The 24,416-nt window shown below is 73.3% G+C and carries 24 protein-coding genes; 9 read left to right on the plus strand and 15 right to left on the minus strand.

Translation table 11 applies throughout. The annotated features are described in order from the left end of the window. Positions 1 to 128: 128 nt before the first annotated feature. The 3 genes from ACZ5CZ_RS13545 to ACZ5CZ_RS13555 all read right to left on the minus strand — a co-directional run bounded on the left by ACZ5CZ_RS13545 (position 129) and on the right by ACZ5CZ_RS13555 (position 2,859). Positions 129 to 884, minus strand: a complete 756-nt coding sequence (locus ACZ5CZ_RS13545) for an SDR family NAD(P)-dependent oxidoreductase (protein ID WP_385841990.1) — start codon at positions 882 to 884, stop codon at positions 129 to 131. Between the two features lies 1 nt (position 885). After that, positions 886 to 1,584, minus strand: a complete 699-nt coding sequence (locus ACZ5CZ_RS13550; RefSeq protein ID WP_385841991.1) for an HAD family hydrolase — start codon at positions 1,582 to 1,584, stop codon at positions 886 to 888. Positions 1,585 to 1,941: 357 nt separating this feature from the next. Continuing rightward, a complete protein-coding gene (locus tag ACZ5CZ_RS13555; RefSeq protein ID WP_385841992.1) occupies positions 1,942 to 2,859 on the minus strand; it encodes a ScbA/BarX family gamma-butyrolactone biosynthesis protein in 918 nt (305 codons plus the stop codon). 244 nt (positions 2,860 to 3,103) lie between these two features. Between ACZ5CZ_RS13555 and ACZ5CZ_RS13560 the strand changes: the two genes are divergently transcribed. The 3 genes from ACZ5CZ_RS13560 to ACZ5CZ_RS13570 all read left to right on the plus strand — a co-directional run bounded on the left by ACZ5CZ_RS13560 (position 3,104) and on the right by ACZ5CZ_RS13570 (position 5,667). Next, positions 3,104 to 3,751, plus strand: coding sequence for a ScbR family autoregulator-binding transcription factor (locus tag ACZ5CZ_RS13560; RefSeq protein WP_468942379.1), 648 nt, complete (start codon positions 3,104 to 3,106; stop codon positions 3,749 to 3,751). Positions 3,752 to 3,804: 53 nt separating this feature from the next. Beyond that, on the plus strand, positions 3,805 to 4,419 hold the full coding sequence (locus tag ACZ5CZ_RS13565; protein WP_468942382.1) for a flavin reductase family protein: 615 nt from the start codon (positions 3,805 to 3,807) through the stop codon (positions 4,417 to 4,419). A gap of 132 nt (positions 4,420 to 4,551) precedes the next feature. Next, a complete protein-coding gene (locus ACZ5CZ_RS13570; RefSeq protein ID WP_468942639.1) occupies positions 4,552 to 5,667 on the plus strand; it encodes an MFS transporter in 1,116 nt (371 codons plus the stop codon). Positions 5,668 to 5,677: 10 nt separating this feature from the next. On the opposite strand, the gene ACZ5CZ_RS13575 is transcribed toward ACZ5CZ_RS13570, so the two are convergent. Further along, a complete protein-coding gene (locus tag ACZ5CZ_RS13575) occupies positions 5,678 to 6,817 on the minus strand; it encodes a methyltransferase (protein ID WP_468942384.1) in 1,140 nt (379 codons plus the stop codon). Positions 6,818 to 6,942: 125 nt separating this feature from the next. Further along, positions 6,943 to 8,250, minus strand: a complete 1,308-nt coding sequence (locus tag ACZ5CZ_RS13580) for an MFS transporter (protein WP_468942387.1) — start codon at positions 8,248 to 8,250, stop codon at positions 6,943 to 6,945. 167 nt (positions 8,251 to 8,417) lie between these two features. Between ACZ5CZ_RS13580 and ACZ5CZ_RS13585 the strand changes: the two genes are divergently transcribed. Next, entirely contained in the window at positions 8,418 to 9,449 is a 1,032-nt protein-coding gene (locus ACZ5CZ_RS13585) for a GlxA family transcriptional regulator (RefSeq protein ID WP_468942390.1), read from the plus strand. On the opposite strand, the gene ACZ5CZ_RS13590 is transcribed toward ACZ5CZ_RS13585, so the two are convergent. From ACZ5CZ_RS13590 to ACZ5CZ_RS13600, 3 genes are all read right to left on the minus strand, one after another. Then, positions 9,439 to 10,491, minus strand: coding sequence for an alcohol dehydrogenase catalytic domain-containing protein (locus ACZ5CZ_RS13590; protein ID WP_385841999.1), 1,053 nt, complete (start codon positions 10,489 to 10,491; stop codon positions 9,439 to 9,441). The genes ACZ5CZ_RS13585 and ACZ5CZ_RS13590 overlap by 11 nt on opposite strands. Beyond that, positions 10,491 to 11,639: an acyl-CoA dehydrogenase family protein gene (locus ACZ5CZ_RS13595; RefSeq protein ID WP_468942394.1), complete on the minus strand. Its 1,149-nt coding sequence runs from the start codon at positions 11,637 to 11,639 to the stop codon at positions 10,491 to 10,493. The genes ACZ5CZ_RS13590 and ACZ5CZ_RS13595 overlap by 1 nt, the downstream gene beginning before the upstream one ends. A gap of 212 nt (positions 11,640 to 11,851) precedes the next feature. Continuing rightward, positions 11,852 to 12,763, minus strand: coding sequence for an SDR family NAD(P)-dependent oxidoreductase (locus tag ACZ5CZ_RS13600; RefSeq protein ID WP_468942395.1), 912 nt, complete (start codon positions 12,761 to 12,763; stop codon positions 11,852 to 11,854). 86 nt (positions 12,764 to 12,849) lie between these two features. On the opposite strand from ACZ5CZ_RS13600, the gene ACZ5CZ_RS13605 reads away from it, so the two are divergent. Continuing rightward, a complete protein-coding gene (locus ACZ5CZ_RS13605) occupies positions 12,850 to 13,776 on the plus strand; it encodes a cyclase family protein (RefSeq protein WP_468942398.1) in 927 nt (308 codons plus the stop codon). 34 nt (positions 13,777 to 13,810) lie between these two features. Here ACZ5CZ_RS13605 and ACZ5CZ_RS13610 read toward each other — a convergent pair whose 3' ends face one another. The 4 genes from ACZ5CZ_RS13610 to ACZ5CZ_RS13625 form a co-directional block, all read right to left on the minus strand. Beyond that, positions 13,811 to 14,284, minus strand: coding sequence for an ATP-binding protein (locus tag ACZ5CZ_RS13610; RefSeq protein WP_385842208.1), 474 nt, complete (start codon positions 14,282 to 14,284; stop codon positions 13,811 to 13,813). 553 nt (positions 14,285 to 14,837) lie between these two features. Then, on the minus strand, positions 14,838 to 15,707 hold the full coding sequence (locus ACZ5CZ_RS13615) for an acyl-CoA dehydrogenase family protein (RefSeq protein ID WP_468942400.1): 870 nt from the start codon (positions 15,705 to 15,707) through the stop codon (positions 14,838 to 14,840). A 51-nt stretch (positions 15,708 to 15,758) separates the two neighbouring features. Beyond that, positions 15,759 to 16,895 carry an acyl-CoA dehydrogenase gene (locus tag ACZ5CZ_RS13620; protein WP_468942403.1) on the minus strand — a complete coding sequence of 379 codons (1,137 nt, stop codon included), beginning with the start codon at positions 16,893 to 16,895 and terminating at the stop codon, positions 15,759 to 15,761. Then, complete coding sequence (locus ACZ5CZ_RS13625; RefSeq protein ID WP_385842006.1) at positions 16,892 to 18,088, minus strand: amidohydrolase family protein; 1,197 nt, start codon at positions 18,086 to 18,088, stop codon at positions 16,892 to 16,894. Before ACZ5CZ_RS13625 ends, ACZ5CZ_RS13620 begins: the two co-directional genes overlap by 4 nt. 104 nt (positions 18,089 to 18,192) lie before the next feature. On the opposite strand from ACZ5CZ_RS13625, the gene ACZ5CZ_RS13630 reads away from it, so the two are divergent. After that, the gene (locus tag ACZ5CZ_RS13630) at positions 18,193 to 19,707 is read left to right on the plus strand and encodes a class I adenylate-forming enzyme family protein (RefSeq protein ID WP_468942406.1); all 1,515 of its coding nucleotides are present in this window, start codon (positions 18,193 to 18,195) and stop codon (positions 19,705 to 19,707) included. Here the strand turns inward: ACZ5CZ_RS13630 and ACZ5CZ_RS13635 are convergent. Together ACZ5CZ_RS13635 and ACZ5CZ_RS13640 are read right to left on the minus strand one after the other, a co-directional pair. Then, positions 19,691 to 20,203, minus strand: coding sequence for an EF-hand domain-containing protein (locus tag ACZ5CZ_RS13635; protein ID WP_385842009.1), 513 nt, complete (start codon positions 20,201 to 20,203; stop codon positions 19,691 to 19,693). The genes ACZ5CZ_RS13630 and ACZ5CZ_RS13635 overlap by 17 nt on opposite strands. A 176-nt stretch (positions 20,204 to 20,379) precedes the next feature. Beyond that, positions 20,380 to 20,754, minus strand: coding sequence for an STAS domain-containing protein (locus ACZ5CZ_RS13640; protein ID WP_385842011.1), 375 nt, complete (start codon positions 20,752 to 20,754; stop codon positions 20,380 to 20,382). A 352-nt stretch (positions 20,755 to 21,106) separates the two neighbouring features. On the opposite strand from ACZ5CZ_RS13640, the gene ACZ5CZ_RS13645 reads away from it, so the two are divergent. The 3 genes from ACZ5CZ_RS13645 (at position 21,107) to ACZ5CZ_RS13655 (ending at position 23,520) form a co-directional block, all read left to right on the plus strand. Further along, complete coding sequence (locus ACZ5CZ_RS13645; protein ID WP_468942410.1) at positions 21,107 to 21,682, plus strand: sigma-70 family RNA polymerase sigma factor; 576 nt, start codon at positions 21,107 to 21,109, stop codon at positions 21,680 to 21,682. After that, positions 21,679 to 23,010: a maleylpyruvate isomerase mycothiol-dependent enzyme family protein gene (locus tag ACZ5CZ_RS13650; protein ID WP_468942413.1), complete on the plus strand. Its 1,332-nt coding sequence runs from the start codon at positions 21,679 to 21,681 to the stop codon at positions 23,008 to 23,010. The genes ACZ5CZ_RS13645 and ACZ5CZ_RS13650 overlap by 4 nt, the downstream gene beginning before the upstream one ends. Before the next feature lie 99 nt (positions 23,011 to 23,109). Then, the gene (locus tag ACZ5CZ_RS13655; RefSeq protein WP_385842015.1) at positions 23,110 to 23,520 is read left to right on the plus strand and encodes a VOC family protein; all 411 of its coding nucleotides are present in this window, start codon (positions 23,110 to 23,112) and stop codon (positions 23,518 to 23,520) included. Here the strand turns inward: ACZ5CZ_RS13655 and purU are convergent. Continuing rightward, positions 23,517 to 24,398, minus strand: a complete 882-nt coding sequence (gene purU / locus ACZ5CZ_RS13660) for a formyltetrahydrofolate deformylase (RefSeq protein WP_385842016.1) — start codon at positions 24,396 to 24,398, stop codon at positions 23,517 to 23,519. The two genes, ACZ5CZ_RS13655 and purU, sit on opposite strands and share 4 nt — an antisense overlap. Positions 24,399 to 24,416 lie beyond the last annotated feature (18 nt).

Genomic DNA, 24,416 nt, shown 5'->3' on the forward strand with positions numbered 1-24,416 from the left:
GCCCCAGCAGCCCGCAAAAGCAAAGCGATCGTTCGCTTTCTTATTGGCTGGAAACTTGCCGCTGCAAAACGGAAGGGGCAGCCCCGTCACGGAATCCCGTCACGGAACTGCCCCTTCGGACAGGGTGTTCACACCGCGGTGGCGCCCCCGTCCACGGCCAGCGCGGCGCCGGTGACGAAGGAGGCCTGGTCGCTGCACAGCCACATCGCGGCCCGCGCCACCTCCTCCGGCGCGGCCATCCGCTTCTGCACCGACTCCGCCATGAAGGTCTGCTCCAGCCCCGGTACGACGCTGATCGCCCGGTCCAGCATCTCGGTCCGGGTCGCGCCCACGACCAGCGCGTTGACCCGGATGCCCTGCTCGCCGTAGTCCGCGGCCGCCGCCCGGGTCAGCCCCAGCACCGCGTGCTTGGCCGCCACGTACGCGGCCGACGCCCCGGTGGCCGACGTACCGGCCACGCTGGAGGTGTTGACCACCGCGCCGCCCGCGCCGTCGCGCAGCATCACCGGCACCTGGTGGCGCAGGCAGTTCCACACCCCGCGCACATTGACGTCCATGGTCAGGTCGTAGTCGTCCTCGCCGAGCAGGTGCAGCGGCACGCCCGCGGTGCCGTACCCGGCGTTGTTGAAAGCGGCGTGCAGCCCGCCGAACTCGGTGACGGCGGCGTCCACCGCCCGGCCCACATCGGCGGACCGGGTCACGTCCCCGGCGACGGCCAGCGCCCGGCCCCCGGCGGCACGCACCTCGTCGACCAGCCGGTCCAGCCGTTCGGCCCGCCGGGCCATGAGGACGACGGCGGCTCCCTCGGCGGCGAACAGCCGGGCCGCGGCGGCGCCGATCCCGCTCGACGCCCCGGTGATCATCGCGACTTTCCCCGTCAGCACGTCACGCCTCCCAGACCCGGCCGGCGGCCGCCTCGGCGTCCACCGTGCGCAGCAGTTCCTCGTCGATGGCGTCCAGCCCGTCCACCAGGTGCCGTACGCCCGCGGCGCGCATCAACTCCCGCTGGTGCCCGTGCTCGTACGGGCTCGGCAGGCCGATGAAGGCGGTGCCGAGCCGGCGGGCCTCCTCGGCGACCCGGGCCACGTCGTCCACGAACAGCGCCCGGTCGTACCGGAGTCCGAAGATCTCCGTGGTGATCTCGTGCAGACCCGGCCGGAACGCGTCGGTGCACACATAGCCGGGGCCGTCGAACAGCTCGGCCCAGGCGCCGAGATGGGTGTCGAAGTGGTGCTTGGGCAGACCGCCGTAGCAGACCACGCGCAGGCCCAGGGCGCGCAGCCGGTGCAGCAGCTCGGGCACGCCCGGCTGGACGACGACCGGGTGGTCGGCCAGATAGCGGTCGCGTTCGGCGAAGTACGCGGCGAGCACCTGCTCGGCGCTGAGCCCGCCGCCGACCGCGTCGGCCAGCCGCCGGGCGGCCACCGCCTGCGGCTGCGAGAACACCGCCCGCTCGGTCTCGGCCGTGTAGCTGCCGCCCCGGGTGGTGACGAAGCGGTGGATGACCGGGCTGAAGGTGTCGTTGAGCAGCACTCCGTCGATGTTGAGCGCGGCGAGGCCGAGCTGGGTGAGCCGGCGTCCCATAGGTGATTCCCCCTTAGCTGAACGGCGCGCGCGCCGCCCCCCGCGCGGCCGGAGACCGCGCGGGGGGTGAGTGGCGGGCGGCCGCGGCGACACACCGGCCGCCCGGAAGGCGGTGGGCCGGACGGCCGTGGAAACGTACCGGTCCGCACCCCGAAGCCGACTGTTCCAGTCCTCCGGTTCCGGCCGGGCGAATCGGCCGGAAGCTGCCCCCGACCATGACCGGTACCTGCTCCCGACCATGACCGGTACGTGCTCCCGGCCCGGACCGGTACCTGCTCCCGACCATGTCCGGTACGTGCTCCCGGCCCGGACCGAGCGGGGCCGGGCCGGGCCGGAAGGGGAGCCCCTGAGGACCCCTTACTTCTGTGCCGGGCCCTCGTCCGCCGGCACCAGCGTGGTGATGCTGGAGAAGACGCAGCCCTGGTCCTGGAGGGCGAACACGAGGACTCTGCTGCGGCCCCGGCTGTCGGCCGGGAGCGGGTTGACGTGGATCCAGCAGGGCGTGTCGAACTCGACGTACCGGTAGAAGGCGGCGTCCATCGCGGCCGGGATCATCGGGCGCGGGTACGACATGGTGTGCGCGGCCTGGCGCGCGGCCTCCAGCAGGAGCATCCCGGGGACGTGGTCGACCGCGTGGTCGAACAGCGTCGGGTGGTTGACGTCGATGCGCAGCTGGGTGCGGCCGGGCGCGTCGGTGGGCGAGAGGACGACGTCCTCGAAGTGCTCGCGGCCCACCCGGGCCGGCGGCATGGGCGGTGCGAGCGGCACCACCCGGGCCATGGCCTCCGCGGCGTCGGCGTACCGGCCGCGCAGCCGGCGGTAGACGCTCGGGGTGTGGCCGACGTAGTCGACCTCCCCGGCCCCGACCCGCACGCCGTCCTTGACCACGTCGACGCGTACGGTCATGGCGGCGAGCCGTCCGCCGCGCCGGACCGCGTCGGCGCACACGACATGCAGTTCGACCTCGGCCTCGGCGCCGTCGGTGGCGAGCGGGACCGGGTCGACGGTGTAGCGGAACTGGCTCCAGGACTGCGGGTTGCCGAACGGGACGCCGTACGCCGCGTGCCCGAGCAGCAGCACCGACTGGCGGATCGATTCGGCAACGAGCAGCGGGTCGTGGCAGCCGTGGACCGGCGGGTGGAACGGGTGGTCCTGCGGCCACCGGGCGTTGACGACGAAGGTGTCCTCCCCCTCGGGGCGCCATCCGGTCACCAGGACTTCGGACGCCGCGTTCTTGTGCACATAGGACTGGATGCTCTGCACAGTGCTGGACATGCGCTTCCCCCTAGAAGCATGCGTGAGTGGCACCTGAGCCGCCTCAAACATAAAGAGCGTTCTTTTTTCCTTCTTTCAACGGCGTGCAAAGTTTCGGCCAGGCCGCAGCCAAGTGACGGACCGCCCGCCCGTATTTACCCGGCTCCACCCCATTTCTCCGCAGCTCAGAGGCGCCCGAACTTGACTGACCCCACCCAGCCGGATACCTGTTACCTAGCGAACGTTCTAATTTTTTGGAGGCGTCATGCGGCAGCCGAAGCAGCAACGCGCCGTGCAGACTCGCGAAGCGATCCTTCGTGCGGCGGCAGCCGTCTTCGACGAGCTGGGCTACTCGGGCGCGAGCATCAACCGGATCCTGGAGCGGGCCGGCACCACGGCGGGCGCGCTGTACTTCCACTTCAAGTCCAAGGAGGGGCTGGCGCACGCGGTGATGCTCGCCCAGCCCGAGACCGTCGTCCCGGCCTCCGACTCGCACGGCCTGCAACGGGCCGTGGACATCACCCTGATCTGGGCGCAGCAGCTCCAGGCGGACCTGATGCTGCGCGCGGGCGTGCGCCTCACCACCGAGCAGACCACCTTCGGCATGGAGGACGCCGCCAAGCCGTACCAGCAGTGGGCCGAGATCATGGAGGCGCACCTGCGCGAGGCCGCCGACAACGGCGAACTCCAGGCCGGTGTGGAGCCGCGCGAACTGGCCGAGTACATCGTGGAGTCCTGTACCGGCATGCAGCTGTACTCCAAGGCGGTCAGCGGCCGGGAGGACCTGATGGACCGCGTGCTGCGCATGTGGCGGCTGCTGCTGCCGGGCATCGCCGTCCCGGCGGTCGCGGTACGCACCCGGCTCGACCCCGACCGCGTCCAGCCCGTCCCCGCGGCCGCGGCGGCGCCCTGACCGCCCGCACGGCCCTTCCCATCTGACGGCCCGTCACCTTCAATGGGCGGGTGATGGGACACGCGGGGGCGGCCGCCGCAGCCGTCCGATACCTGACACCTCGGCGAGCGGCCCACGGACCGCCGGAGCCGCTGCCACGCCCGCGGCTGCGGTGCGTCGGGGAGAACGAACGGCCCGCGGTGGAGCAGGCCGAGTTCCGGCGGGTGCTGGGCACCTTCGCGACCGGGGTCACCGTGATCACGGCACCCCCCGCCGACGCGGCGCAGGGCCCCGCCGGCTTCGCCTGCCAGTCCTTCTCCTCCCTCTCCCTCGACCCGCCCCTGGTCTGCTTCCTGGTGGGCCGTACGTCCACCACCTGGCCGCGCATCGCCCGCGCGGGCGTCTTCTGCGTCAATGTGCTCGGCGCCGGCCAGGAGGCGCTGTGCCGGGCCTTCGCGGTGAGCGGCGCGGACAAGTTCGCGGGGGTGGCGTACGACCGCGCACCCGTCTCCGGTGCCCCGCGCCTGACCGGCGCCACGGCCTGGATCGACTGCGCCGTGCACGCCGTCCACACCGGCGGCGACCACCTCGTGGTGGTCGGCCGGGTCACCGCGCTGGGCGCCCCCCAGGAACCCTCGGAGCCGCTCCTCTTCCACCGCGGCCGCTTCACCCGCCTCGCCTCCCCCTGACCGGCAATTCGGTTGCGGTGACACCGACGCGCCCGGTGAGCTGGGCGAATGAGCGGTGTCACGGAGTCACGGCGGCCCGCGGCCGAACGGCGACCGTCCCTGCGGCGCAGATCCGCCGTGCTCGGAGCGCTGATGCTGGCCGCCTTCACCTTCAACACCGTGGAGAGCCTGCCGGTCGGCCTCCTCGAACCGATCGCCGCGAGCCTCGGGGTGTCCCTGTCGGCCGTCGGGCTGCTGGTCACCGGTTACGGCGTGACGGTCGCCGTGACCTCGGTGCCGCTCGCCCGGCTCGTGCGGGCCGTGCCCCGGCGCCATGTCCTGACAGCCGTCCTGGCCGCGCTGGCCGGCTCCAGCCTGCTCGCCGCCTCGGCCACCTCCTACCCGGTGCTCCTCGCGGCCCGGCTGCTGACCGCGCTCGCGCAGGCACTGTTCTGGGCCGTGCTGGGGCCGGTCGCGGTGGGGCTGTTCGCGCCCGTGGTCCGGGGACGGGTGGTCGGGGCGCTGTCCGTCGCCGGTTCGCTCGCCCTCGTGCTGGGGGTGCCCGCCGGCACCTGGCTGGGCCACCGCACCGGCTGGCCGGCCCCCGTCGCCCTGCCGGCGGCACTGGGCCTCGCCTCACTGGTGACGATCGCCACGCTGCTGCCGACCACACCCCCGGACACCGAGCCCGCCGCCTACGCCCCCCACCCCGACGCCCGCCGCTTCCGAACGGTCCTCGCGGCCGGGGCCCTGTCCGCCACCGGCGCCTTCGCGGGCTACACCTATCTCACCCCGTACCTGACCGAAACAACCGGCTTCTCCCCCGGCACCGTCGCCGCCCTGCTCATGGCCTTCGGAGCCGCCTGCCTGGCCGGCACGGGCATCACCGGGGCGGTCCTGGACCGCTTCCCGTGCTCCGCGCTGCCCACCGCCGTGGCCGCCCAGTCGGTGGGCATGCTCGGCCTCTACGCCGCCGGCCCCCACCCGGCCGCGGCGGTGCCGTTCCTCCTCCTGACCGGCGCCGCCCTCGGCCCGGTCTTCCTGACCACCCAACACGCGATGCTGGCCTGCGCCCCCGCCCGCACCGACCTCGCCCTCGCCGCCAACTCGGCCAGCTACAACGCCGGCATCGCCTCAGGCGCCGCCCTGGGCGCCCTCACCCTCCCCCTCACCGGCCTCCACACCATCTTCCTCACGGGCGGCCTACTGACGGCGACGGCCTGCGCGCTGCTGCTGAGCGAAGGGAGGGCGAGGGCGCGGGGGCGGTGAGACCTCCCCCTCATGCCGCCCCCAGCCGCCACAGCGAGGTCCTTTCCGCCGCGCGGGCTTGGTGCAGCGGGGCGGTGGGGTCGGTTGCTCGGGGGTGGGTGGGGTGGGTGGTGGTGTGGGCCAGGATGTGGAGGCCTGCGGCGGTGATCGCTTCGAGCAGCTCGGTGCGGGTGCGCAGGCCGAGGTGTTCGGCCAGGTCGGAGAGGATCAGCCAGGCTTCGCCGCCCGGTGTCAGGTGGGCGCGGGCGCCGGAGAGGAAGGCGTGCAGCATGGTGCCGCCGGGGTCGTACACCCCCTGTTCCAGGGTGGAGGTGGGGCGCGCCGGGAGCCAGGGCGGGTTGGAGACGATCAGGTCGGCCCGGCCCGGCGGATACAGCTCGGGGCCGGTGACCGTGACCCGCCCGGACAGCCCCAGCCGCTCCAGGTTGGCGCGGGCGCAGGCGCGGGCCCGGGGGCCGATGTCGGTCGCGGTCAGCCGGGGCACCCCGCGCCGGGCCAGGACGGCGGCCAGCACACCGGTGCCGGTGCCCAGGTCGAAGGCGGTGCCGCCACCCGGGGCCAGGGCGCCGGGCGGCAGCGGTGCCTCGGCGACGAGGTCGACGTACTCACCGCGGACCGGGGCGAAGACGCCGTAGTGCGGGTGGATGCGGGCGCCCAGGGCGGGCACCTCGACACCCCGCTCGCGCCACTGCCGGGCGCCGAGGACGCCGAGGAGTTCGCGGAGCGGGACCAGGGTGGGTCCGGTCGGCGGTCCGTAGGCGTCGGCGCAGGCGCGCCGGGTGTCGGGGGCGCGGCGCAGGGCGAGGCTGTGGTCCGCCTCCAGCAGGACCAGCAGCCGGCCCAGGGTGCGGGCCCGGTGGGCGCGGAAGCGGCGCTGGAGGTGGAAGGCCTCGGCCGGGGCGGCCGCCGGCCCCGGTGCCTTGCGGTCGATACGGCGCTCCAGCGCGCGCAGCAGCTGGCGGGCGCCCTGGTAGTCGCCCCGCCACAGCAGCGCGGTGCCCTCGCAGACGAGGCGGTGGGCGGTCGCGGCGCGGATGCGGTCGTCGGCGACGACCAGGCGGCGGGGGTGCGGAAGCCGGCTCTCAGAGTGCCAGCGGGCGGAAAGGGGTGTGGCCTCCTCGGTCCAGCGGACCGTGGGTGTGGCGGACACGGAATGCTCCTCGGGGTCGCGGTCGGTCGTGGGCAGGCGCGCGCAGGGCGTCGCCCAGGACCAGGCCGGGGACCAGTGGGAGGGGCATTCCGGATGTCATCAACTCACCTTTCGTACGGGTGGGTTCAGGATACGGCCGGCAGTGGCTGCGGGGCCGGGGCGCGGCGGATCACCAGCGCCATCAGCGCCGCCGCCGCGCACAGCGTGCCGGCCGCGTACCACACCACGTCGTAGGAGCCGAAGACGTCGCGGGCGACGCCGCCGAGGTAGGCGACGAGGGCCGCGCCGACCTGGTGGGAGGCGAGGACCCAGCCGAAGACGATGGCGCTGTCCTCGCCGAACTGCTCGCGGCAGAGCGCCAGGGTCGGCGGGACGGTGGCCACCCAGTCGAGGCCGTAGAAGACGATGAAGAAGATCATCGGCGGGTGGACGGACGGGCCCAGCAGCATGGGCAGGAAGAGCAGGGAGAGGCCGCGCAGGGCGTAGTAGACGGCGAGCAGCCGGCGCGGTTCGAAGCGGTCCGTGAACCAGCCGGAGGCGACCGTGCCGACGACGTCGAACACGCCGACGACCGCGAGCAGCGAGGCCGCCGTGGTCACCGGCATGCCGTGGTCGTGCTCGGCGGGCACGAAGTGGGTCTGCACCAGGCCGTTGGTGGAGGCACCGCAGATCGCGAAGGTGCCGGCGAGCAGCCAGAAGGTGCCCGTCCGGACGGCGCCGGACAGGACCGAGAGGGTGCGCCGGGCGGCACCGGTGACCGGGGGCGGCTTGGGTATGAACTCCTGGGCGCCGTACGGCTTTTCGCCGACGTCGGCCGGGTGGTCGCGGAGCAGGAGCCAGACGAAGGGCACGACGGCGAGCGCGGCCAGGGCGACCGTCACGGCGGCGGGCCGCCAGTCGTGGTGCTCCACGATCCAGGACAGCAGCGGCAGGAAGATCAGCTGGCCGGAGGCGGAGGCGGCGGTGAGGATGCCGCTGACCAGGCCGCGCCGCTCGGCGAACCAGCGGTTGGTGACCGTCGCGGCGAACGCGAGGGCCATCGAGCCGGAGCCGAGGCCCACCAGGAGTCCCCAGCAGAGCCACAGTTGCCAGGCCGCCGTCATCCACACGGTCAGCCCGGAGCCGAGCGCGATCACGGTGAGCGCGACGGCGACCACCCGGCGGATGCCGAAGCGGTCCATGAGGGCGGCGGCGAACGGCGCGGTGAGGCCGTACAGCGCGAGGTTGAGGGAGACGGCCGCGCCGATCGTGCCGCGCGACCAGCCGAACTCCTGGTGCAGGGGGTCGATGAGCAGACCGGGCAGGGAGCGGAAGGCGGCCGCGCCGATGATCGTGACGAAGGTGACGGCGGCGACGAACCACGCCCGGTGCACTCGGCGGCGCCGGGCGGGCGGGGCCTGGACGGGGGCTGCGGCTGGACTTGTCTGGGTCACGTCACCGATCTTCCCCGGCCGGTTCCCTTCCATCGAGTGGCCCGAGGGACAGCGTTCGCTAGGATCGGGCCATGATGGAAGCAGGCGATCGGGCCATGGCAGGACCAGCCGACTGGGCCAGGGCGGAAGCAGGCGACCGGGTCATGGCCGATACGACCCACCGAGTCATGGCTGATATGGCCGATGCGGACGACCGGCGGGCCGTCGCCGCCCCCGGCGCCTTCCGTCCGCACCGGGTCGCCGTCCTCGCCCTGGACGGCCTGCTCCCCTTCGAACTCGGCATCCCGCACCGCATCTTCGGCCGCCCCCGGGACGCCCGGAAGCGGCACCTGTACGAGGTCGTGACCTGCTCGGTCCGGCCTCCCGGCCCGGTCGAGACGGACGCCGACTTCGCCATCCACGTCGCCCACGGCCCCGAGGCCCTGGCGGCGGCCGACACGGTGATCGTCCCGGCCTCGTACGAGATGGGCCCCGTCTACGAGGAGGGCCGGCTCACCGCGGAACTGGCCGCCGCGCTCGCCCGGGTCCGCCCCGGCACCCGGCTGGCCTCCATCTGCACCGGCGCCTACGTCCTCGCCGCCGCCGGCTTCCTCGACGGCCGCCCGGCGACCACGCACTGGGCCGACGCCGAGCGCTTCCAGCGGATGTTCCCGCGGGTCAGGGTGGACCCCGAGGTGCTGTTCATCGACGACGGGGACGTGCTGACCTCGGCCGGGGTGGCCGCCGGGATCGACCTGTGCCTGCACATGGTCCGCAGCGACTTCGGCACGGCCGTCGCCAACGACGTGGCCCGGCGCACGGTCGTACCGCCGCACCGCGACGGCGGGCAGGCCCAGTACATCGAACGGCCGGTCCCCGACCCCCAGTTGGCGACCACGACCGCCGCCCGCGCCTGGGCGCTGGGCCGTCTGCACGAGCCGATCCAGCTGCGGGACATGGCCGAGCAGCAGGCCATGTCGGTGCGCACCTTCACCCGCCGCTTCCGCGAGGAGGTCGGCATCAGCCCCGGCCAGTGGCTCGCCCAGCAGCGCGTGGAACGGGCCCGGCACCTGCTGGAGTCCACCGGCCTGTCCATCGACCAGGTGGCCCGGGAGGCCGGTTTCGGCACCGCCCAGTCGATGCGGCAGCACCTCCAGCAGGCGCTCGGGGTGACCCCGACCGCCTACCGCAGGACGTTCCGGAGCGGCGTCAGAACGTGAGCACCGCCCGCGCCACCCGTCCCGCCTCCGCGTCCGCCCGTGCCTTCTCGAAGTCCTCCACCGGGTGGACGGCCGTCACCAGCTCGTCGAGCAGCAGCCGGCCCTGCCGATACAGCTCGGCGTACCGGGCGATGTCCCGCTGCGGGCGCGAGGAGCCGTAGCGGCAGCCGAGGACGGACTTGTCCAGATAGAGCGAGGAGACCAGGAAGGAGGCCTCGGCACCGGCCGGGGGCACGCCGAGCAGGACGGCCTGGCCGTGCCGGTCGAGCAGGTCGATCGCCGCCCGGATCAGCTCCACCCGCCCCACGCACTCGAAGACGTGGTCCGCGCCGGCGGGCAGCAGCTCCCGCACCTGTCCGGCCGAGGTACGGAAGTCCGTGGCGCCGAACCGCCGGGCCACCGCCTCCTTGTCCGGGTTGGTGTCCACGGCCACGATCCGGCCCGCCCCCGCGAGCCGGGCCCCCTGGAGCACGTTCAGCCCGATCCCGCCCGTGCCGATGACGACGACGCTCTCCCCGAGCCCCACCCGGGCCCGGTTGAGCACCGCCCCCACACCCGTCAGCACCCCGCACCCGATCAGCGCGGCGGACGGGAAGGGGATGTCGTCGGGGATCCGCACGGCCTGCACCGCCCTGACGACCGTACGCTCGGCGAAGGCCGAGTTGGCGGCGAACTGGTACACCGCCCCCGCCCCGCCCCGGGTGAACGGCCGCGCCGGACGCCCGATCGCCTGCCGGCACATCGTCGGCCGCCCCCGGTCGCACTCCGGGCAGGTGCCGCAGTTGGCGAGCGTGGACAGCGCCACATGGTCGCCGGGCGCGACATGGGTGACGCCCGCGCCGACCGCCGCCACCACCCCGGCGCCCTCATGGCCCAGGACCACCGGCACGGGGAACGGGATGGTGCCGTCCACCACCGACAGATCGCTGTGGCACAGCCCGGCCGCCGCGATGTCGACCAGCACCTCCCCCGGCCCCGGTTCCCGTACGGCGAGATCGTCCACCACCCGGACCCGTTCGCCGTCGAACACCACACCCCGCATCACCCGGCCCCCTTCGGCTCCCTGGGCAGACCGAGCACCCGCTCGGCGACGATTCCGCGCTGGATCTGGTCCGTGCCGCCGTACAGGGTGTCGGCCCGGGAGAAGAGGAACAGGTGCTGGGCCGCGTCGATGCGGTACGGCGCCGAGGGCGACCAGTCCGCCGGCCCCACGGTGGCCGCCGCACCCCTGACCTGCACGGCCAGCTCGCCCAGCCGCTGGTGCCAGCCGGCCCACAGCAGCTTGGCCACGCTGGGCGCGCCCGGGTCGGCCGAACCGCCCAGGGTGCGCAGGGCGTTCCAGCGCAGCACCCGCAGCTCGGCCCACTGCCGTACCAGCCGCTCGCGCAGCACGGGGTCGTGGACGGCGCCGGTCTCCCGGGCCACCCGGACCACCTCGGCCAGCTCCGCGGCGAACCCGATCTGCTGGGCGAGCGTCGACACGCCCCGCTCGAAGCCGAGCAGGCTCATCGCCACCCGCCAGCCCTCGCCCTCCGCGCCGACGCGGTGCGCCGCGCGTGCGCGTGCGCCGTCGAAGAAGACCTCGTTGAACTCGCTGGTCCCGGTCATCTGCCGGATCGGCCGCACCTCGACGCGCCCGGGCTGGTCCATGGGCACGAGCAGGAAGCTCAGCCCGTGGTGGCGGCGGGAGCCCGGGTCGGTACGGGCCAGCACGAAGCACCAGTCGGCCTCGTGGGCGAGCGACGTCCAGATCTTCTGCCCGGTCACCCGGTAGTACGGCCCCTCGCGCACCGCCGCCGTGCGCACCCCGGCGAGGTCGGAGCCCGCGTCCGGCTCGCTGTAGCCCTGGCACCACAGCTCCTCGCCGGCCGCGACGGCGGGCAGGAAGCGGGCCTTCTGCTCGTCGTCGCCGTGGGCGAGGAGGGTGGGGGCGAGCAGGTTCTCGCCGATGTGCCCGGAGCGGGGCGGCGCCGCGGACCGGGCGTACTCCTCGGCCCACGCGACCTGCTGGGTGAGGGTCGCGCTGCGGTTGCCGTACCCCTCCTCACCCCACCCGAGCCCGATCCACCCGGCCTTGCCGAGAGTGCGTTCCCAGGTACGGCGATCCGCACAGGCCCCGCCCTGAGCCGCAAGCCACTCCCGCGCCTCCCGCCGAAACACCCGGTCTTCCTCACTGAACCCGAAGTCCATCTCAGCCGCCTTGCGTCGAGCGCCCGGCACCAGGGCTGGGCGGGGGGGGGGTTGGATCGCTTACTGGCGCTGGCAAGGTGCCGCTGCGCCCACCCGTGCCGCCCCAGCGGCACGACTGCCCGCAGCTACGGCGGCCCCGCAAGGGGCGCGGGGAACTGCGCGACAAGCCACAACGCACCCGCAGCCGCCACACCACAACGCGCCCCGAGCTACTAGGCGTTAGGCCGGCCCCCGCCACGGGCAGCCTCTTCCATCGCCCCCAGCTGGGACAGCATCGGCATCGGATCCACCCCCACCGCCCCCGGCAGCACCTCCGCGATCCGCTCCGGCGTCCACGCCGCCTCCCCGTACACCGAGCGGATTTCCCTCGGCTGCGCCCACACCGCGATCCTGGGCCCGGCGACCGTGTACACCTGCCCGGTGACGCCCTGCGCGGCAGCCCGCTCGGACAGCAGGTACACCACCAGCGCGGCCACGTCCTCCGGCTCCCCGATCTCCGCCAGTTCCATCGGCACGTTCGCGGACATCCGGGTCCGCGCCACCGGCGCCACCGCGTTCGCCGTCACCCCGTACTTGTGCAGGCCCAGCGCGGCGCTGCGGACCAGCGAGATGATCCCGCCCTTCGCCGCGCTGTAGTTGGCCTGGGAGACCGAGCCCTGGTGGTTGCCGCTGGTGAACCCGATGAGCGTGCCCGACCGCTGGGTGCGCATCACCGCCGAGGCCGCCCGGAAGACGGTGAAGGTGCCCTTGAGGTGGGTGGCGACGACGGGGTCCCACTCCTCCTCGGTCATGTTGAACAGCATCCGCTCCCGCAGGATCCCGGCCACGCACACCGCCCCGTCGAGCCGGCCGTACGCGGCGAGCGCGGTGTCCACCACCCGCTGTCCGCCCGCCATGGTGGAGATGTCGTCGGCGACCGCCACCGCCTGTCCGCCCGCCGCCTCGATCTCCTTGACGACGGCCTCGGCGACCTCGCTGGTGGGCGAGGCACCGTCGACGGAGACGCCGTAGTCGTTGACGACGACCTTCGCCCCCTCGGCGGCGGCGGCCCGCGCGACCGCCCGTCCGATCCCGCGCCCGGCGCCGGTCACGGCGACGACCTTTCCGGCCAAGAAGTTCCCCACGCCCGGCCCCTTCCCGCAGTTTCTGACGGTCCGTTAGATTTTATGGCCCGTCGGACGCGCGGACACAAGCCCCGGGGAGGCACCGGATGGCACTGCCGAAGGAGTTCCACGACATCGCCGAGCGGGTGAACAACTGGGGGCGCTGGGGCGCCGACGACGAGATCGGCACGCTCAACCTGATCACGGACGAGGTCGTACGCGCCGCCGCCGCCGAGGTCCGCACCGGCCGCCGGGTCCCGCTGGCCCTCCCGCTCCGGCAGGACGGGGTGCAGACCGGGGTGATCCCGGGCCGGGTCAATCCGCTGCACGCGATGGTGCAGATCAACCAGGAGCTGTTCGGGCCGGGCACGGTGGCGTGCAGCGACGACACGGTGACCATGGGGCTCCAGTCCGGCACCCACTGGGACGCGCTCAGCCATGTCTCGCACTCGGGCCGGCTCTACAACGGGCGCCCCGCGGCCAGCGTCACCGCGCACGGCGGGGCGGAGTTCGGCGGGATCGACAAGGCGCGGCACATCGTCTCGCGCGGGGTGCTGCTGGACGTGGCACGCGCGCGGGGCGTGGACCGGCTCGCGGGCGGGCACGCGGTCACGCCGGAGGATCTGGCGGCGGCGGAGGAGTTCGGCCGGGTGCGGGTGCGGTCCGGGGACATCGTGCTGGTCCGCACCGGACAGATGCAGGTGTACCTCGCCGGGGACCGGCACGGTTACGGCTATCCGTCGCCGGGGCTGTCGATCCGGGCGCCGGAGTGGTTCCACGCGCGCGATGTGGCCGCCGTGGCGAACGACACGCTCACGTTCGAGATATTTCCGCCGGAGATCGAGGATCTGTGGCTGCCGGTGCACGCGCTGGACCTGGTGGAGATGGGGATGGTCCAGGGCCAGAACTGGAATCTCGAAGAGTTGTCCACAGCCTGTGGAGAGGCCGGGCGCTACGCGTTCCTGCTCGCGGCGACGCCGGAGCCGTTCGCGGGCGCGACGGGAACACCGGTGGCGCCGGTGGCCGTCCTCTGAGGAGCCTCACCCGCCGTCGGCCGGGAGGCGGCCCTCAGACCACCTCGAAGGCCAGCTGCTCGTACGCGGACAGTGCACCCCCGCAGGCCGTCGCCGCGCTCTGTGCGGACTCGGCACAGCGGTCCAGCTCGCACCAGATGTTCTTGCCCTCCGACTCCGGGCTCCAGCCCCAGCGGTCGGCGAGACAGTCCACGAGCGCCAGGCCCCGGCCGCCGGTGGCGTCACCGTCCGCGCAGCGCGGCACGGGCGCGCGGGAGCTGGCGTCGGCCACCTCCACCCGGACCGTGACCGACGCGTCGTCCGCGGCCGCCGGAGCCGGCAGACACAGCCGCAGCACGGCCGGACGGCCGGTGTGCACCACGGCGTTGGTCACCAGCTCGGAGACGAGCAGGATCAGCGTCTCGGCCAACGGCTCGTCGGCCGCTATCCCGGACCCGGCGAGCCGCGAGCGGGCCCATCTCCTGGCCCGCCCCACCTCCGCGGGGTCGGGCCGGATCTCCAGCTGCACTTGAAGCACCTGCACCGCTCACACCATCCGAACCGGCGGACTCATGACCCCACGCCATCCGGACGCCACGGCACGGACCGCGACGACGATCACGACGAGGGCCACGATCGTAGCCATTTTCTGCATGGCCAGAACAACGGCCAGAGCAAGGGTCACGGAACGTGATTCCCTTACGAGACAGCATGGTTGACGTACAGTCACCCCAACAAGCGCTTCGGGCATATTCCCGCGCGAAGGAGTACGCGTGAGGCATACTGTGCGACGCTCGTGCCGGGGAGTCGAACAGGCGGGGACGGGGGTTCCGACCGCCTCGTGAGCAGCGGCGCGCACCGCGCGACCCGGCAGCGCCCCTGGGACGCCGTCGACCCGGCCCGTGCTCGCAGCCACTCGCATCCCACACAAGGTACCGGAGCGGACCGTCGACTCCGGGCCGTGACGAGCCCCGCGCAGGACACAACCCGGTATCGACGCTGAGTGATTCCGGAGCGCCACGATCCGCGACATCTTGGGCCAAAGCTTGGCCGTCGGTGCAGCCCAGCGGGGTACCGCCCGATCAGCTCACCAGCCCCTCGGCGAGCAGCTCCTCACTCTCCGTGGCCCCACCGCCACGCTGGGACCGCACCCATGCCCGCTTCAGGTACAGATGCACGTCCGCCTCCCAGGTGAACCCCATGCCGCCGTGCACCTGGAGGCAGTCCCGGGCGCCGCGCACGGCGGCCTCGTCGGCGAGCAGCCGGGCGGCGGCGATGTCGGCGGGGTCGGCGGTGACGGCGGCCGCGTAGACGGCGGCGCGGGCGGTCTCGGTGCGCACCAGCATCTCCGCGCACAGGTGTTTGACCGCCTGGAAGGCGCCGATGGGCTGTCCGAACTGCACCCGCGTCCGGGCGTGTTGCACGGCCAGCTCGCCCACCCGGGCCGCGGTGCCCAGCTGTTCCGCGGCGGTGAGCAGCGAGGCCTCGGGCGCCGGGCCGGCGTCCGCCGCGGGCAGCCGGTGCAGCGGGGTGAGCGGGTCCACGGACCGCAGGGGCACCGCCCCGGACACCTCCCCCTCCACCGCGTCCGCCGCGTCCAGCCACTCCACCAGCCGCCCCTGTACGGCGGCCACGACCGTCTCCCCGGTGGCCGCGCCCGGCACCCGCCCGGCGGCGAGCTGCGTGGCGACGAGCGGCCCGGGCAGCAGGGCCCGCCCCGCCTCCTCGCAGGCCAGCACCGCCTCCGGCAGCCCGAGCCCCGCACCGCCCGCCGCCTCGGGCACCCGCAGCGCGAAGAATCCCGCCTCCCCGAGCGCCCGCCACAGCCCCCGGTCGAGCCGTCCCGGCACCGCCACGGCCGCCCGCAGCGCCTCCCGCCCGAACCACCGCCCCATCAGCCCCCGCACCCACTCCTGCAACGCCCGTTGCTCGCTACTCAGTTGAAACCGCACACTCCCTCTCCTCTCCGACAACCACCCGTCACCCCGCCCCCAGCGACCCCCTCATCTCCCCTTCGGCAGGCCCAGGATGCGCTCGGCCACGATGTTCCGCTGGATCTGGGAGGTGCCGGCGGCGATGGTGTAGGAGAGGGAGGACAGGCGGTCGAGGACCCAGGGGTGCTCCAGGTCGAGGGAGTCGGGGCCGAGGACGTCGGCTGCGGTGTCGTACAGCTCCTGGCGGGCGTGCGAGTAGCGGAGTTTGAAGACCGAGCCCCCGGTCCCGGGCACTCCGCCGCGCGCCTCCGCCTCGCTCACGTTCCACTGGGTCAGCCGCCACAGCGCCCGGAACTCCGCCTCCAGCCGGCCGAGCCGGCGGCGCAGCGCGGGGTCGTCCCAGCGGCCGTTCTCCCGGGCCGTGGCGGCGAGCCGGCGCAGCTCCCGGCGGCAGGCGACGACCTCGCCGACGAACGCCGTGCCCCGCTCGAAGGAGAGGGTCACCATGGTCACGCGCCAGCCGTCGTGCTCGGCGCCGACCCGGTTGGCGGCCGGCACCCGCACCTCGTCCAGGAACACCTCGGCGAACTCCGCCGACCCGGCGAGGGTGCGCAGCGGCCGTACGGTGATCCCGGCGGCGTCCATCGGCAGCGCGAGCCAGGTGATGCCCCGGTGCCTCGGCGCGTCCGGGTCGGTGCGGACGAGGAGTTCGCACCAGTCGGCGACCTCGGCGTGCGAGGTCCAGATCTTGGACCCGCTCACCACATAGTCGTCGCCGTCGCGCCACGCGCGCGTGCGCAGCGCGGCCAGGTCGGAACCGGCCTCCGGTTCGCTGAAGCCCTGGCACCACACCTGCTCGCCGCGCAGGATCGGCGGCAGCCAGCGCGCCCGCTGCTCCGGCGTGCCCTCGGCGGCGATCGTCGGCCCGGCGTGCAGCAGCCCCACGAAGTTGGCCCCCACATAGGGCGCGCCCGCCCTCTCCGTCTCCTCCAGGAAGATCAGCCGGGTGGTCGGGGAGGCGTCCCAGTGCACGCCGGCGTACCCGGCGTCGTACAGCATCCGCTGCCAGCCGAGGTCGTAGGCGCGGCGGCCGGGCCAGTCGTCCGGGGAGGGCCGGGCCGGGAGGGTGGGCAGCACCGCGCCGAGCCACTCCCGCAGCCGGGCCCGGAACTCCTCCTCCTCGGGCGTGTACGACAGGTCCGTCACCGGTCGAGGTCCAGGCCCAGCATGCGGATGGCGTTGCCCCGCATCAGCTTGTACACGGTCTCCTCGTCCAGGCCCTTCACATGCTCGAGGGCGACCTCCTTGGTGTGCGGGAACGTCGAGTCGACGTGCGGGTAGTCGGTCTCGAAGGTGGCGTTGTCCCGGCCGACGGCGTCCAGCGAGGCGACGCCGTGCCGGTCGCGGAAGAAGCAGCAGAAGATCTGCCGGTAGTAGTACGTCGAGGGCGGCTCGGGGACCAGGTCCCGCACCCCGCCCCAGGCGCGGTGCTCCGCCCAGACGTCGTCCGCCCGCTCCAGGGCGTACGGGATCCAGCCCATCTGCCCCTCGGAGTAGGCGAGTCGGAGCCGCGGGAACCGCACCAGCACCCCGCTGAACAGGTAGTCCATCATCGAGGCCATCGCGTTGTTGAAGCTGAGCGAGGCCTGGACGGCGGGCGGGGCGTCCGGCGAGGCGGCGGGCATCTGCGAGCTGCTGCCGATGTGCATGTTGACGACCGTCCCGGTCTCCTGGCACACCGCGAAGAACGGGTCCCAGTAGCCGGAGTGGATGGAGGGCAGCCCGAGGTGGGTGGGGATCTCGGAGAAGGTGACGGCCCGCACCCCGCGCCCGGCGTTGCGCCGGATCTCGGCGACGGCCAGCTCCACGTCCCACAGCGGGACCAGGCACAGCGGGATCAGCCGCCCCCCGCTGTCCCCGCACCACTCCTCCACCATCCAGTCGTTGTAGGCCCGTACGCAGGCGAGGGCGACCTCCTTGTCGTGCGCCTCGGCGAAGGTCTGCCCGCAGAAGCGGGGGAAGGTGGGGAAGCAGAGCGAGGCCTCCACATGGTTGAGGTCCATGTCCGCGAGCCGGGCCACGGGGTCCCAGCAGCCGCGCCGCATCTGCTCCCGGGTGATCCCCTCCAGGGTCATCTCGTCCCGGTCGAAGCCGACGGCGGCGATGTTGCGCTTGTACGGGAACTTCAGGTCCTCGTAGATCCACCAGTCCGTCGGCGGCCCGTCCGGGTCCATGGTGATCTGGTAGCTGCCGCCGACGTAGGCGAGCCGGCCGATCCCGGCGGTGAGCGGCTGCGGACCGCGGTCCCGGTACCGGGCCGGCAGCCAGGTCTCGAAGAGGTGCGCGGGCTCGATCACATGGTCGTCGACGCTGATGATGCGGGGCAGTTCGCTGGTCATGGCCTCTCCCCTCCACCGGACCGGGCGCCGGACCGGCGTCATCTGATGGTCCGTCAGATAGCATGTCAGCTGACGAGTCGTCAGCCAAGCAGGGGGCAGCCGCCGTGAACGAGACCCCGCACTCGCTGAGTTCCGCACCGACGCTGTGGCAGCTGGTGGAGCGCCGCGCCCGGCTCACCCCCGACCGCCCGGTGCTGCTCCAGCGGGACCGGGTCCTCACCTTCGAGGGGCTGCGGGCTCGCTCCGAGCGCGCCGCGGCGGGCCTGTACGGCATGGGCGTACGTCCCGGCACCGTCGTCGCCTGGCAGCTGCCCACCCGGATCGAGACGGTCGTCCTCTCCCTCGCGCTGGCCCGCCTGGGCGCCGTCCAGTCCCCGCTGATCCCCTTCTACCGCGACCGCGAGGTCGGCTTCGCGCTCCGGGAGTCGAAGGCCCGCTTCTTCGCCGTACCGGGTGTCTGGCGCGGCCACGACCACACGGAGACGGCCCGCCGGGTCGGCGCGCGCGGGATCTTCGAGGCGTACGACACCCTTCCGGACGGCGACCCCTCGGCGCTGCCCGCCCCGCCCGGCGACGGCACCCCGGTGCGCTGGATCTACTGGACCTCGGGCACCACCTCCGAGCCCAAGGGCGTCCTGCACACCGACCGCTCCCTGATCGCGGGCGGCTCCTGCCTGGCCCACGCGCTGCGCCTTTCCCCCGACGACGTCGGCTCCATGGCCTTCCCGTACGCCCACATAGGCGGCCCGGACTACCTGGTGATGCTGCTGCTGTACGGCTTCCCTGCGGTGCTGTTCGAGCACTTCGCGCTGCCCGGGGTGCTGGCGGAGTACCGGCGGCACGGGGTGACGGTGGCGGGCGGCTCCACGGCGTTCTACTCGCTGTTCCTGGCCGAGCAGCGCAGGCGGCCCGGCGAGCGGCTGATCCCGACGCTCCGCCTGCTGGCGGGCGGCGGCGCCCCCAAGCCGCCGGAGCTGTACCACGCGGTGGTCCGCGAGATGGGCGTCCGGCTCACTCACGGGTACGGCATGACCGAGGCCCCGATGATCACCATGGGGGACCCGGAGGACACCCCGGAGAACCTGGCCACGACCGAGGGCCGCCCACCGGCGGGCATGGAGATCCGGATCGTCGACGGCGAGATACGACTGCGCGGCGAGGCCGTCTGCCGGGGCTATCTCGACCCCGCGCACACCGCGGCGGCCTTCGACCCCGAGGGCTTTCTGCGCACCGGCGACCTGGGCCGGATCACCGGCTCGGGGCATCTGGTGCTCACCGGCCGGGCCAAGGACGTGATCATCCGCAAGGGGGAGAACATCTCGGCGAAGGAGATCGAGGACCTGCTGGCCGGGCACCCCTCGGTGTCCGACACCGCCGTGATCGGCCTGCCGGACGCCGAGCGCGGCGAGGTGGTCTGCGCGGTCCTCGAACAGCGCCCCGGCACACCAGCCGTGACCCTCCCCGAACTCGTCTCCTACCTCCGCGGGAAGGGCCTCGCCGTGCACAAGCTCCCGGAGCGCCTGGAGGTGGTGGACGCCCTGCCCCGCAACGACACCCTGCGCAAAGTCCTCAAGTACAAGCTCAGAGAGCGGTTCGCCGCGGCTACACGGGGACGCTGAAGTACCGGGCCAGGGCCGGGACCAGCTCCGGCTCGCCCACCAGGCCGTCGCCGTCGGTGTCCAGCGCCGCGGCGGCCGTCCGGGCGGTCTCCTCCGGCACCCCGAACACCCGCAGCGCGCGCACGGTGTCGGCGACCGTCACCCGGCCGTCCCCGTCGCCGTCCGCCACGGCCAGGGCCGCGTGCAGAAAAGGGCGGGCGATCTCGGCGAAGCGCTCGGGGCTGTCGTGCAGCCGGCGGACCGCGCCGGTGACGAACTCCTCCCGGGTGATGCGCTGGTCACCGTCGCGGTCGGCGATCCCGGCCATGCCCTGCCAGAACGCCTCCGCACCGGCGTACAGCGACTGCCCCGCGGCGGAACGGGCGGCCACGGTGAACTCGGCGAGCAGCGCCTTGGCCGCCGCACAGAAGTCCTGCCGGTCGATCCAGCCGTTGCCGTCCTGGTCGAACGTGGTGAACCGGGCGGCGATCCTGCGCTCGTACTCGATGCTGACCATGCCTGTTCGGCCGCCTTACGTGTGAAGCCTGCGGATGCCCTGGCGGCGAGCGTACGACGCGGATGACGGAAAACAGGCGGTGAACCGACGGGAAACCGGCGGTTGTGCCGGGACCGGGGGAATTCCGCGGCCGTGGTGTGACCTTGTCGCGGAGGTGGCGGCTGTCGGGGGGGGCGTCAGGCGGAGAGGGGGTCGGCGTCTTCCGTGGTGGCGGAGGTGAGGTCGGGGCGGACGTCGAAGAGGCGGCGGACGCCGAGTGCGCCGAGGACCCGGTTGACGTGTGAGCCGTCGTCCGCGCCCCGGTCGGGCAGGATCAGCCGTAGCCGGCCCTGGCAGGAGCGGATGAGGCGGCGGGCGGCGACCAGCACGCCGACGCCGCTGGAGTCGCAGAAGAAGACGTCGGAGAGGTCGACGACGAGACTGTGGTGGCCCTCGGCCACGACGTCGTGCACACGTTGGCGCAATACCGGCGAGGTCATCAGGTCCAGCTCCCCGGACACCCGGAGCACGGCCCACTCGCCCTCTTCGACGCCGGTCACGTTGAATGCCACGGCCTAGCCCCTCCGCTCGCCGGAACCCACCGGAACCGCCCAGAACCGGAAGCAGTTCCTACGCTTCTTTCCGCGCGGCTGCCCAGCGGCCGTTCCCTGAAACTTCCACTGGCAAACCACGGATGATCATCAAAGGGCTTGTTCCGGTCACTATCGATCCTGTTCGATCGGACTTGGAACGGAGTTGTACCCGGCTCGTGTGAAGGTTATGTGAAGAGGGCACTATCACCTGCGGTGCCTCGGGGGCGCGCGTGGACACAAAGGGGCGTGCGCTGTCAGAGGTGCCGACTACATTCGGGATGACGGTGCAGACACGCTGGACGGGCCGGACACGGGCGAGGGGAGGGACCGCATGGCCGGGAAGGACGTACCGCCCCGCTGGGACCGCAAGATGCAGCAGCGGCTGGCCCGCGGCGAGGCGGCCGCCCTGGGCGAGCTGTACGACCGGTTCGCCTCGCTCGTGCACGGCCTCGCGCACCGCGTCCTCGCCGACGAGTCCGCGGCCGACGCGGTCACCCGCGAGGTCTTCGCGCACGCCTGGGAACACCCCGAGACCTACGACCCCCGACAGGGCCCGATGCGCACCTGGATGGCCGCCGTGACCCACCGGCTCGCCGTGCAACGCCTGCGGGACCGGCAGGAGCGGGAGCGGCCGGAGGGCGGGGAGCCGGACCACGAGGCGCTGGAGCGCACGGTGCGCCGCGCCTCGGTCGCCGCCCGCGCCGACTACATCGTCCACTCCATGCCCGCCCCGCTGCGCGCCGCCCTCGAACGGGCCTACTTCCAGCGCCGCGACTACCGCCAGACCGCCACCGACCTCGGCGTCACCGAGGACGAGGCCCGCCGCAGGCTCCGCCTCGGCCTGCAACTCCTGTCCACCGCCCACGACACCGGGACACCCCCGGGACACGGAGGTGGTGCGGCATGAGCGGCGCGGAAGGCTTCGGGGCGTACGACGGTGAGGGTCCGGAGGATCCGGAGGGGCAGCAGCCTTCCGGAGACGCGGGCCGGGTGCCGCCGGGAGACGGGCCCGGTCCGGACCGGGCGCCCCGCATACCGCTGCCCCGGGCCTCCGTCGAGGACGGCGGCCGGCCGCTGCCCGACCTCGCCGGCCAGGAGCCCGCGCCCGCCCCGCTCGACCTGCCGCACGGCGTGCTGAAGTCGCTGCTCGGCGCCTGGGCGCTGGCCGCCTGCTCGGCGGCGGAGACCGAGGCCGTGGAGGAGCACCTGGGTGACTGTGGCGCTTGCGCCGACGAGGCCCGGCGGCTGCGCGAGGCGGTCGGTCTGCTGCACCAGCCGGAGAGCCTCGACCTCGACCCCGCCTTGCGCACCCGGGTCCTGGAGGGCTGCCTGGAGCGCCGCCCGCCGCGCATCTCGGTACCCGGGTGGGCGGCGCCGTACGACGCCGAGACCGCCCGCCTGGACGCCCTGCTCCAGGACATCGGGGACGCGGAGTGGCACGCCCCGGTGCGGCTGCGCTGGTTCGAGGCCGACCGCCCGACGAGCCGTCGTACCACCGTCGCCGGGGTCATCGCCCATCTCCTCGCGGTCGACGGACTGGTCGCCGCCGCCCTCGGCCTGGCCGACCCGCTGGCCGAGCCGGCCGACGCCGGGACAAAGCCCCTGGGCCCGGCCGAGCGCACCGAGGCGTACTGGCGGGCCGCGCACTTCCCGCCGGGCCGCTCGGTGCGGGCGCCCTGGCGGGAGCAGAGCCACGCCCTGGTGCGCACGGTGGCCTTCACGGGCAGCCACTCCGGCGGCCTCGCGGTCTCCTACGACGACTTCGAACTCCCGCTGCACGACGCGCTGCTGGACCGCGCCTTCGAGTGCTGGGTGCACGCGGAGGACATCGCGGAGGCGGTGGACTACCCCTACGAGCCGCCCGCGCCCCGCCATCTGCGCGCCATGATCGACCTCGCCGCCCGCACCCTGCCGGCGGCCCTCGCCGAGCGGCGCCGCGCGGGGCTGTCCGCGCCCGGGCCGGTCCCCCATCTCGTGCCGGCGGGCGCGCCCGGGCGCAGCCTGCGCCTGGAGATCGAGGGCGCGGCGGGCGGCGAGTGGCTGATCCCGCTGGACTCGCCGGCGGCGGTGGGCTCCGCGGAGTTCGAGGTGGCCCATGTCGCCCTGGACGGCGTGGAGTTCTGCCGCCTGGCCGCGGGCCGCATCCCGCCGGAGGAAGCCGCGGCCGGCCAGCTCGGCGACCGGGAGGCGATCAGAGACGTCCTCTTCGCGACGGCCTCACTGAGCCGGATGTGACCAGCCCGCCCGGCAGGCCGTAAACAGGACCGAATCTGTCCTCTATGTCTCCTAGCTTGCTTGCAACTGCACGCCGTCGGCACAGCCAAGGAGATACCCATGGACTTCGTCTCGATCCGCATCATCACCAGCGACGTCGCACGCCTCGTGGAGTTCTACGAGCGAGCCACCGGGGCGCGGGCGACGTGGGCCACCGAGGACTTCGCCGAACTCAGGACCACGGGTGCCACCCTCGCGATCGCCGGCACCCGCACGGTCCCGCTGTTCGCCCCGGGCTCCGCCCGCCCGGCGGCCAACCACAGCGTGATCACCGAGTTCCTCGTGGACGACGTGGACCGTGTGCACCGGAACCTGACCGGCTTCGTCACCGATGTCGTCACCGAGCCCACCACGATGCCCTGGGGCAACCGGTCGCTGCTGTTCCGCGACCCCGACGGCAACCTCGTCAACTTCTTCACCCCCGTCACCCCGGCGGCGATCGAAAAGTTCGCCCGCCGGCGCGATGCCTAGGCGAAGACCACCGTCCGGCGGCCGTTGAGGAGGATGCGGCGCTCCGCGTGCCACTTCACCGCGCGCGCCAGCGCCTGGCACTCCACGTCACGGCCGATCGCGACCAGCTGGTCGGGGGTGACGTCATGGCCGACCCGCTCGACCTCCTGCTCGATGATCGGGCCCTCGTCCAGGTCGGCGGTGACGTAGTGAGCGGTCGCGCCGATCAGCTTCACGCCCCGGGCGTGCGCCTGGTGGTACGGCTTGGCGCCCTTGAAGCTCGGCAGGAAGGAGTGGTGGATGTTGATGATCCGGCCGCTCAGCTGCTTGCACAGGTCGTCCGAGAGGACCTGCATATAGCGGGCGAGGACGACCAGCTCGACGTTCTCCTCGCGCACCAGCTCCAGCAGCCTGGCCTCGGCCTCCGGCTTGTTCTCCCGCGTCACCGGGATGTGGTGGAAGGGGATGTTGTACGAGCCCACCAGCTCGGCGAAGTCGGTGTGGTTGGAGACCACGGCCGCGATCTCCACCGGCAGGGCGCCGATCCGCGCCCGGAAGAGCAGGTCGTTCAGACAGTGGCCGAACTTGCTGACCATCAGGACGATGCGCATCTTCTCGTCGGCCCGGTTGATCTGCCAGTCCATGTGGAAGGAGTCACCGATCGCGGCGAAGCTCGCCCGCAGCTTCTCCACCGTCACCGGCGCGTCCGCCGAGAAGTGCACCCGCATGAAGAACAGACCCGTGTCGTGGTCGCCGAACTGCTGGCTGTCCTCGATGTTGCAGCCCGTCATGAACAGATAGCTGGACACCGCGTGCACGATGCCCTGCTTGTCCGGGCAGGAGAGGGTGAGGACGTACTGGTCGGCCGGGGCGGCGGCGGGCGAGGGCTGCTCGTTCATGCACTACAGGGTCCCACA

The organism is Streptomyces sp. NPDC031418 (assembly GCF_055581605.1).

Excerpts from the sequence above, each read along its gene's own strand:
- ACZ5CZ_RS13550 (WP_385841991.1), bottom strand. The coding sequence starts at position 1,584 with ATGGGACGCCGGCTCACCCAGCTCGGCCTCGCCGCGCTCAACATCGAC.
- ACZ5CZ_RS13650 (WP_468942413.1), top strand. The coding sequence starts at position 21,679 with ATGAGCGGCGCGGAAGGCTTCGGGGCGTACGACGGTGAGGGTCCGGAG.
- ACZ5CZ_RS13555 (WP_385841992.1), bottom strand. The coding sequence starts at position 2,859 with ATGTCCAGCACTGTGCAGAGCATCCAGTCCTATGTGCACAAGAACGCG.
- ACZ5CZ_RS13655 (WP_385842015.1), top strand. The coding sequence starts at position 23,110 with ATGGACTTCGTCTCGATCCGCATCATCACCAGCGACGTCGCACGCCTC.
- ACZ5CZ_RS13605 (WP_468942398.1), top strand. The coding sequence starts at position 12,850 with ATGGCACTGCCGAAGGAGTTCCACGACATCGCCGAGCGGGTGAACAAC.
- ACZ5CZ_RS13590 (WP_385841999.1), bottom strand. The coding sequence starts at position 10,491 with ATGCGGGGTGTGGTGTTCGACGGCGAACGGGTCCGGGTGGTGGACGAT.
- purU (WP_385842016.1), bottom strand. The coding sequence starts at position 24,398 with ATGAACGAGCAGCCCTCGCCCGCCGCCGCCCCGGCCGACCAGTACGTC.
- ACZ5CZ_RS13565 (WP_468942382.1), top strand. The coding sequence starts at position 3,805 with ATGGGACACGCGGGGGCGGCCGCCGCAGCCGTCCGATACCTGACACCT.
- ACZ5CZ_RS13570 (WP_468942639.1), top strand. The coding sequence starts at position 4,552 with ATGCTGGCCGCCTTCACCTTCAACACCGTGGAGAGCCTGCCGGTCGGC.
- ACZ5CZ_RS13625 (WP_385842006.1), bottom strand. The coding sequence starts at position 18,088 with ATGACCAGCGAACTGCCCCGCATCATCAGCGTCGACGACCATGTGATC.
- ACZ5CZ_RS13635 (WP_385842009.1), bottom strand. The coding sequence starts at position 20,203 with ATGGTCAGCATCGAGTACGAGCGCAGGATCGCCGCCCGGTTCACCACG.
- ACZ5CZ_RS13595 (WP_468942394.1), bottom strand. The coding sequence starts at position 11,639 with ATGGACTTCGGGTTCAGTGAGGAAGACCGGGTGTTTCGGCGGGAGGCG.
- ACZ5CZ_RS13585 (WP_468942390.1), top strand. The coding sequence starts at position 8,418 with ATGGCTGATATGGCCGATGCGGACGACCGGCGGGCCGTCGCCGCCCCC.
- ACZ5CZ_RS13560 (WP_468942379.1), top strand. The coding sequence starts at position 3,104 with ATGCGGCAGCCGAAGCAGCAACGCGCCGTGCAGACTCGCGAAGCGATC.
- ACZ5CZ_RS13645 (WP_468942410.1), top strand. The coding sequence starts at position 21,107 with ATGGCCGGGAAGGACGTACCGCCCCGCTGGGACCGCAAGATGCAGCAG.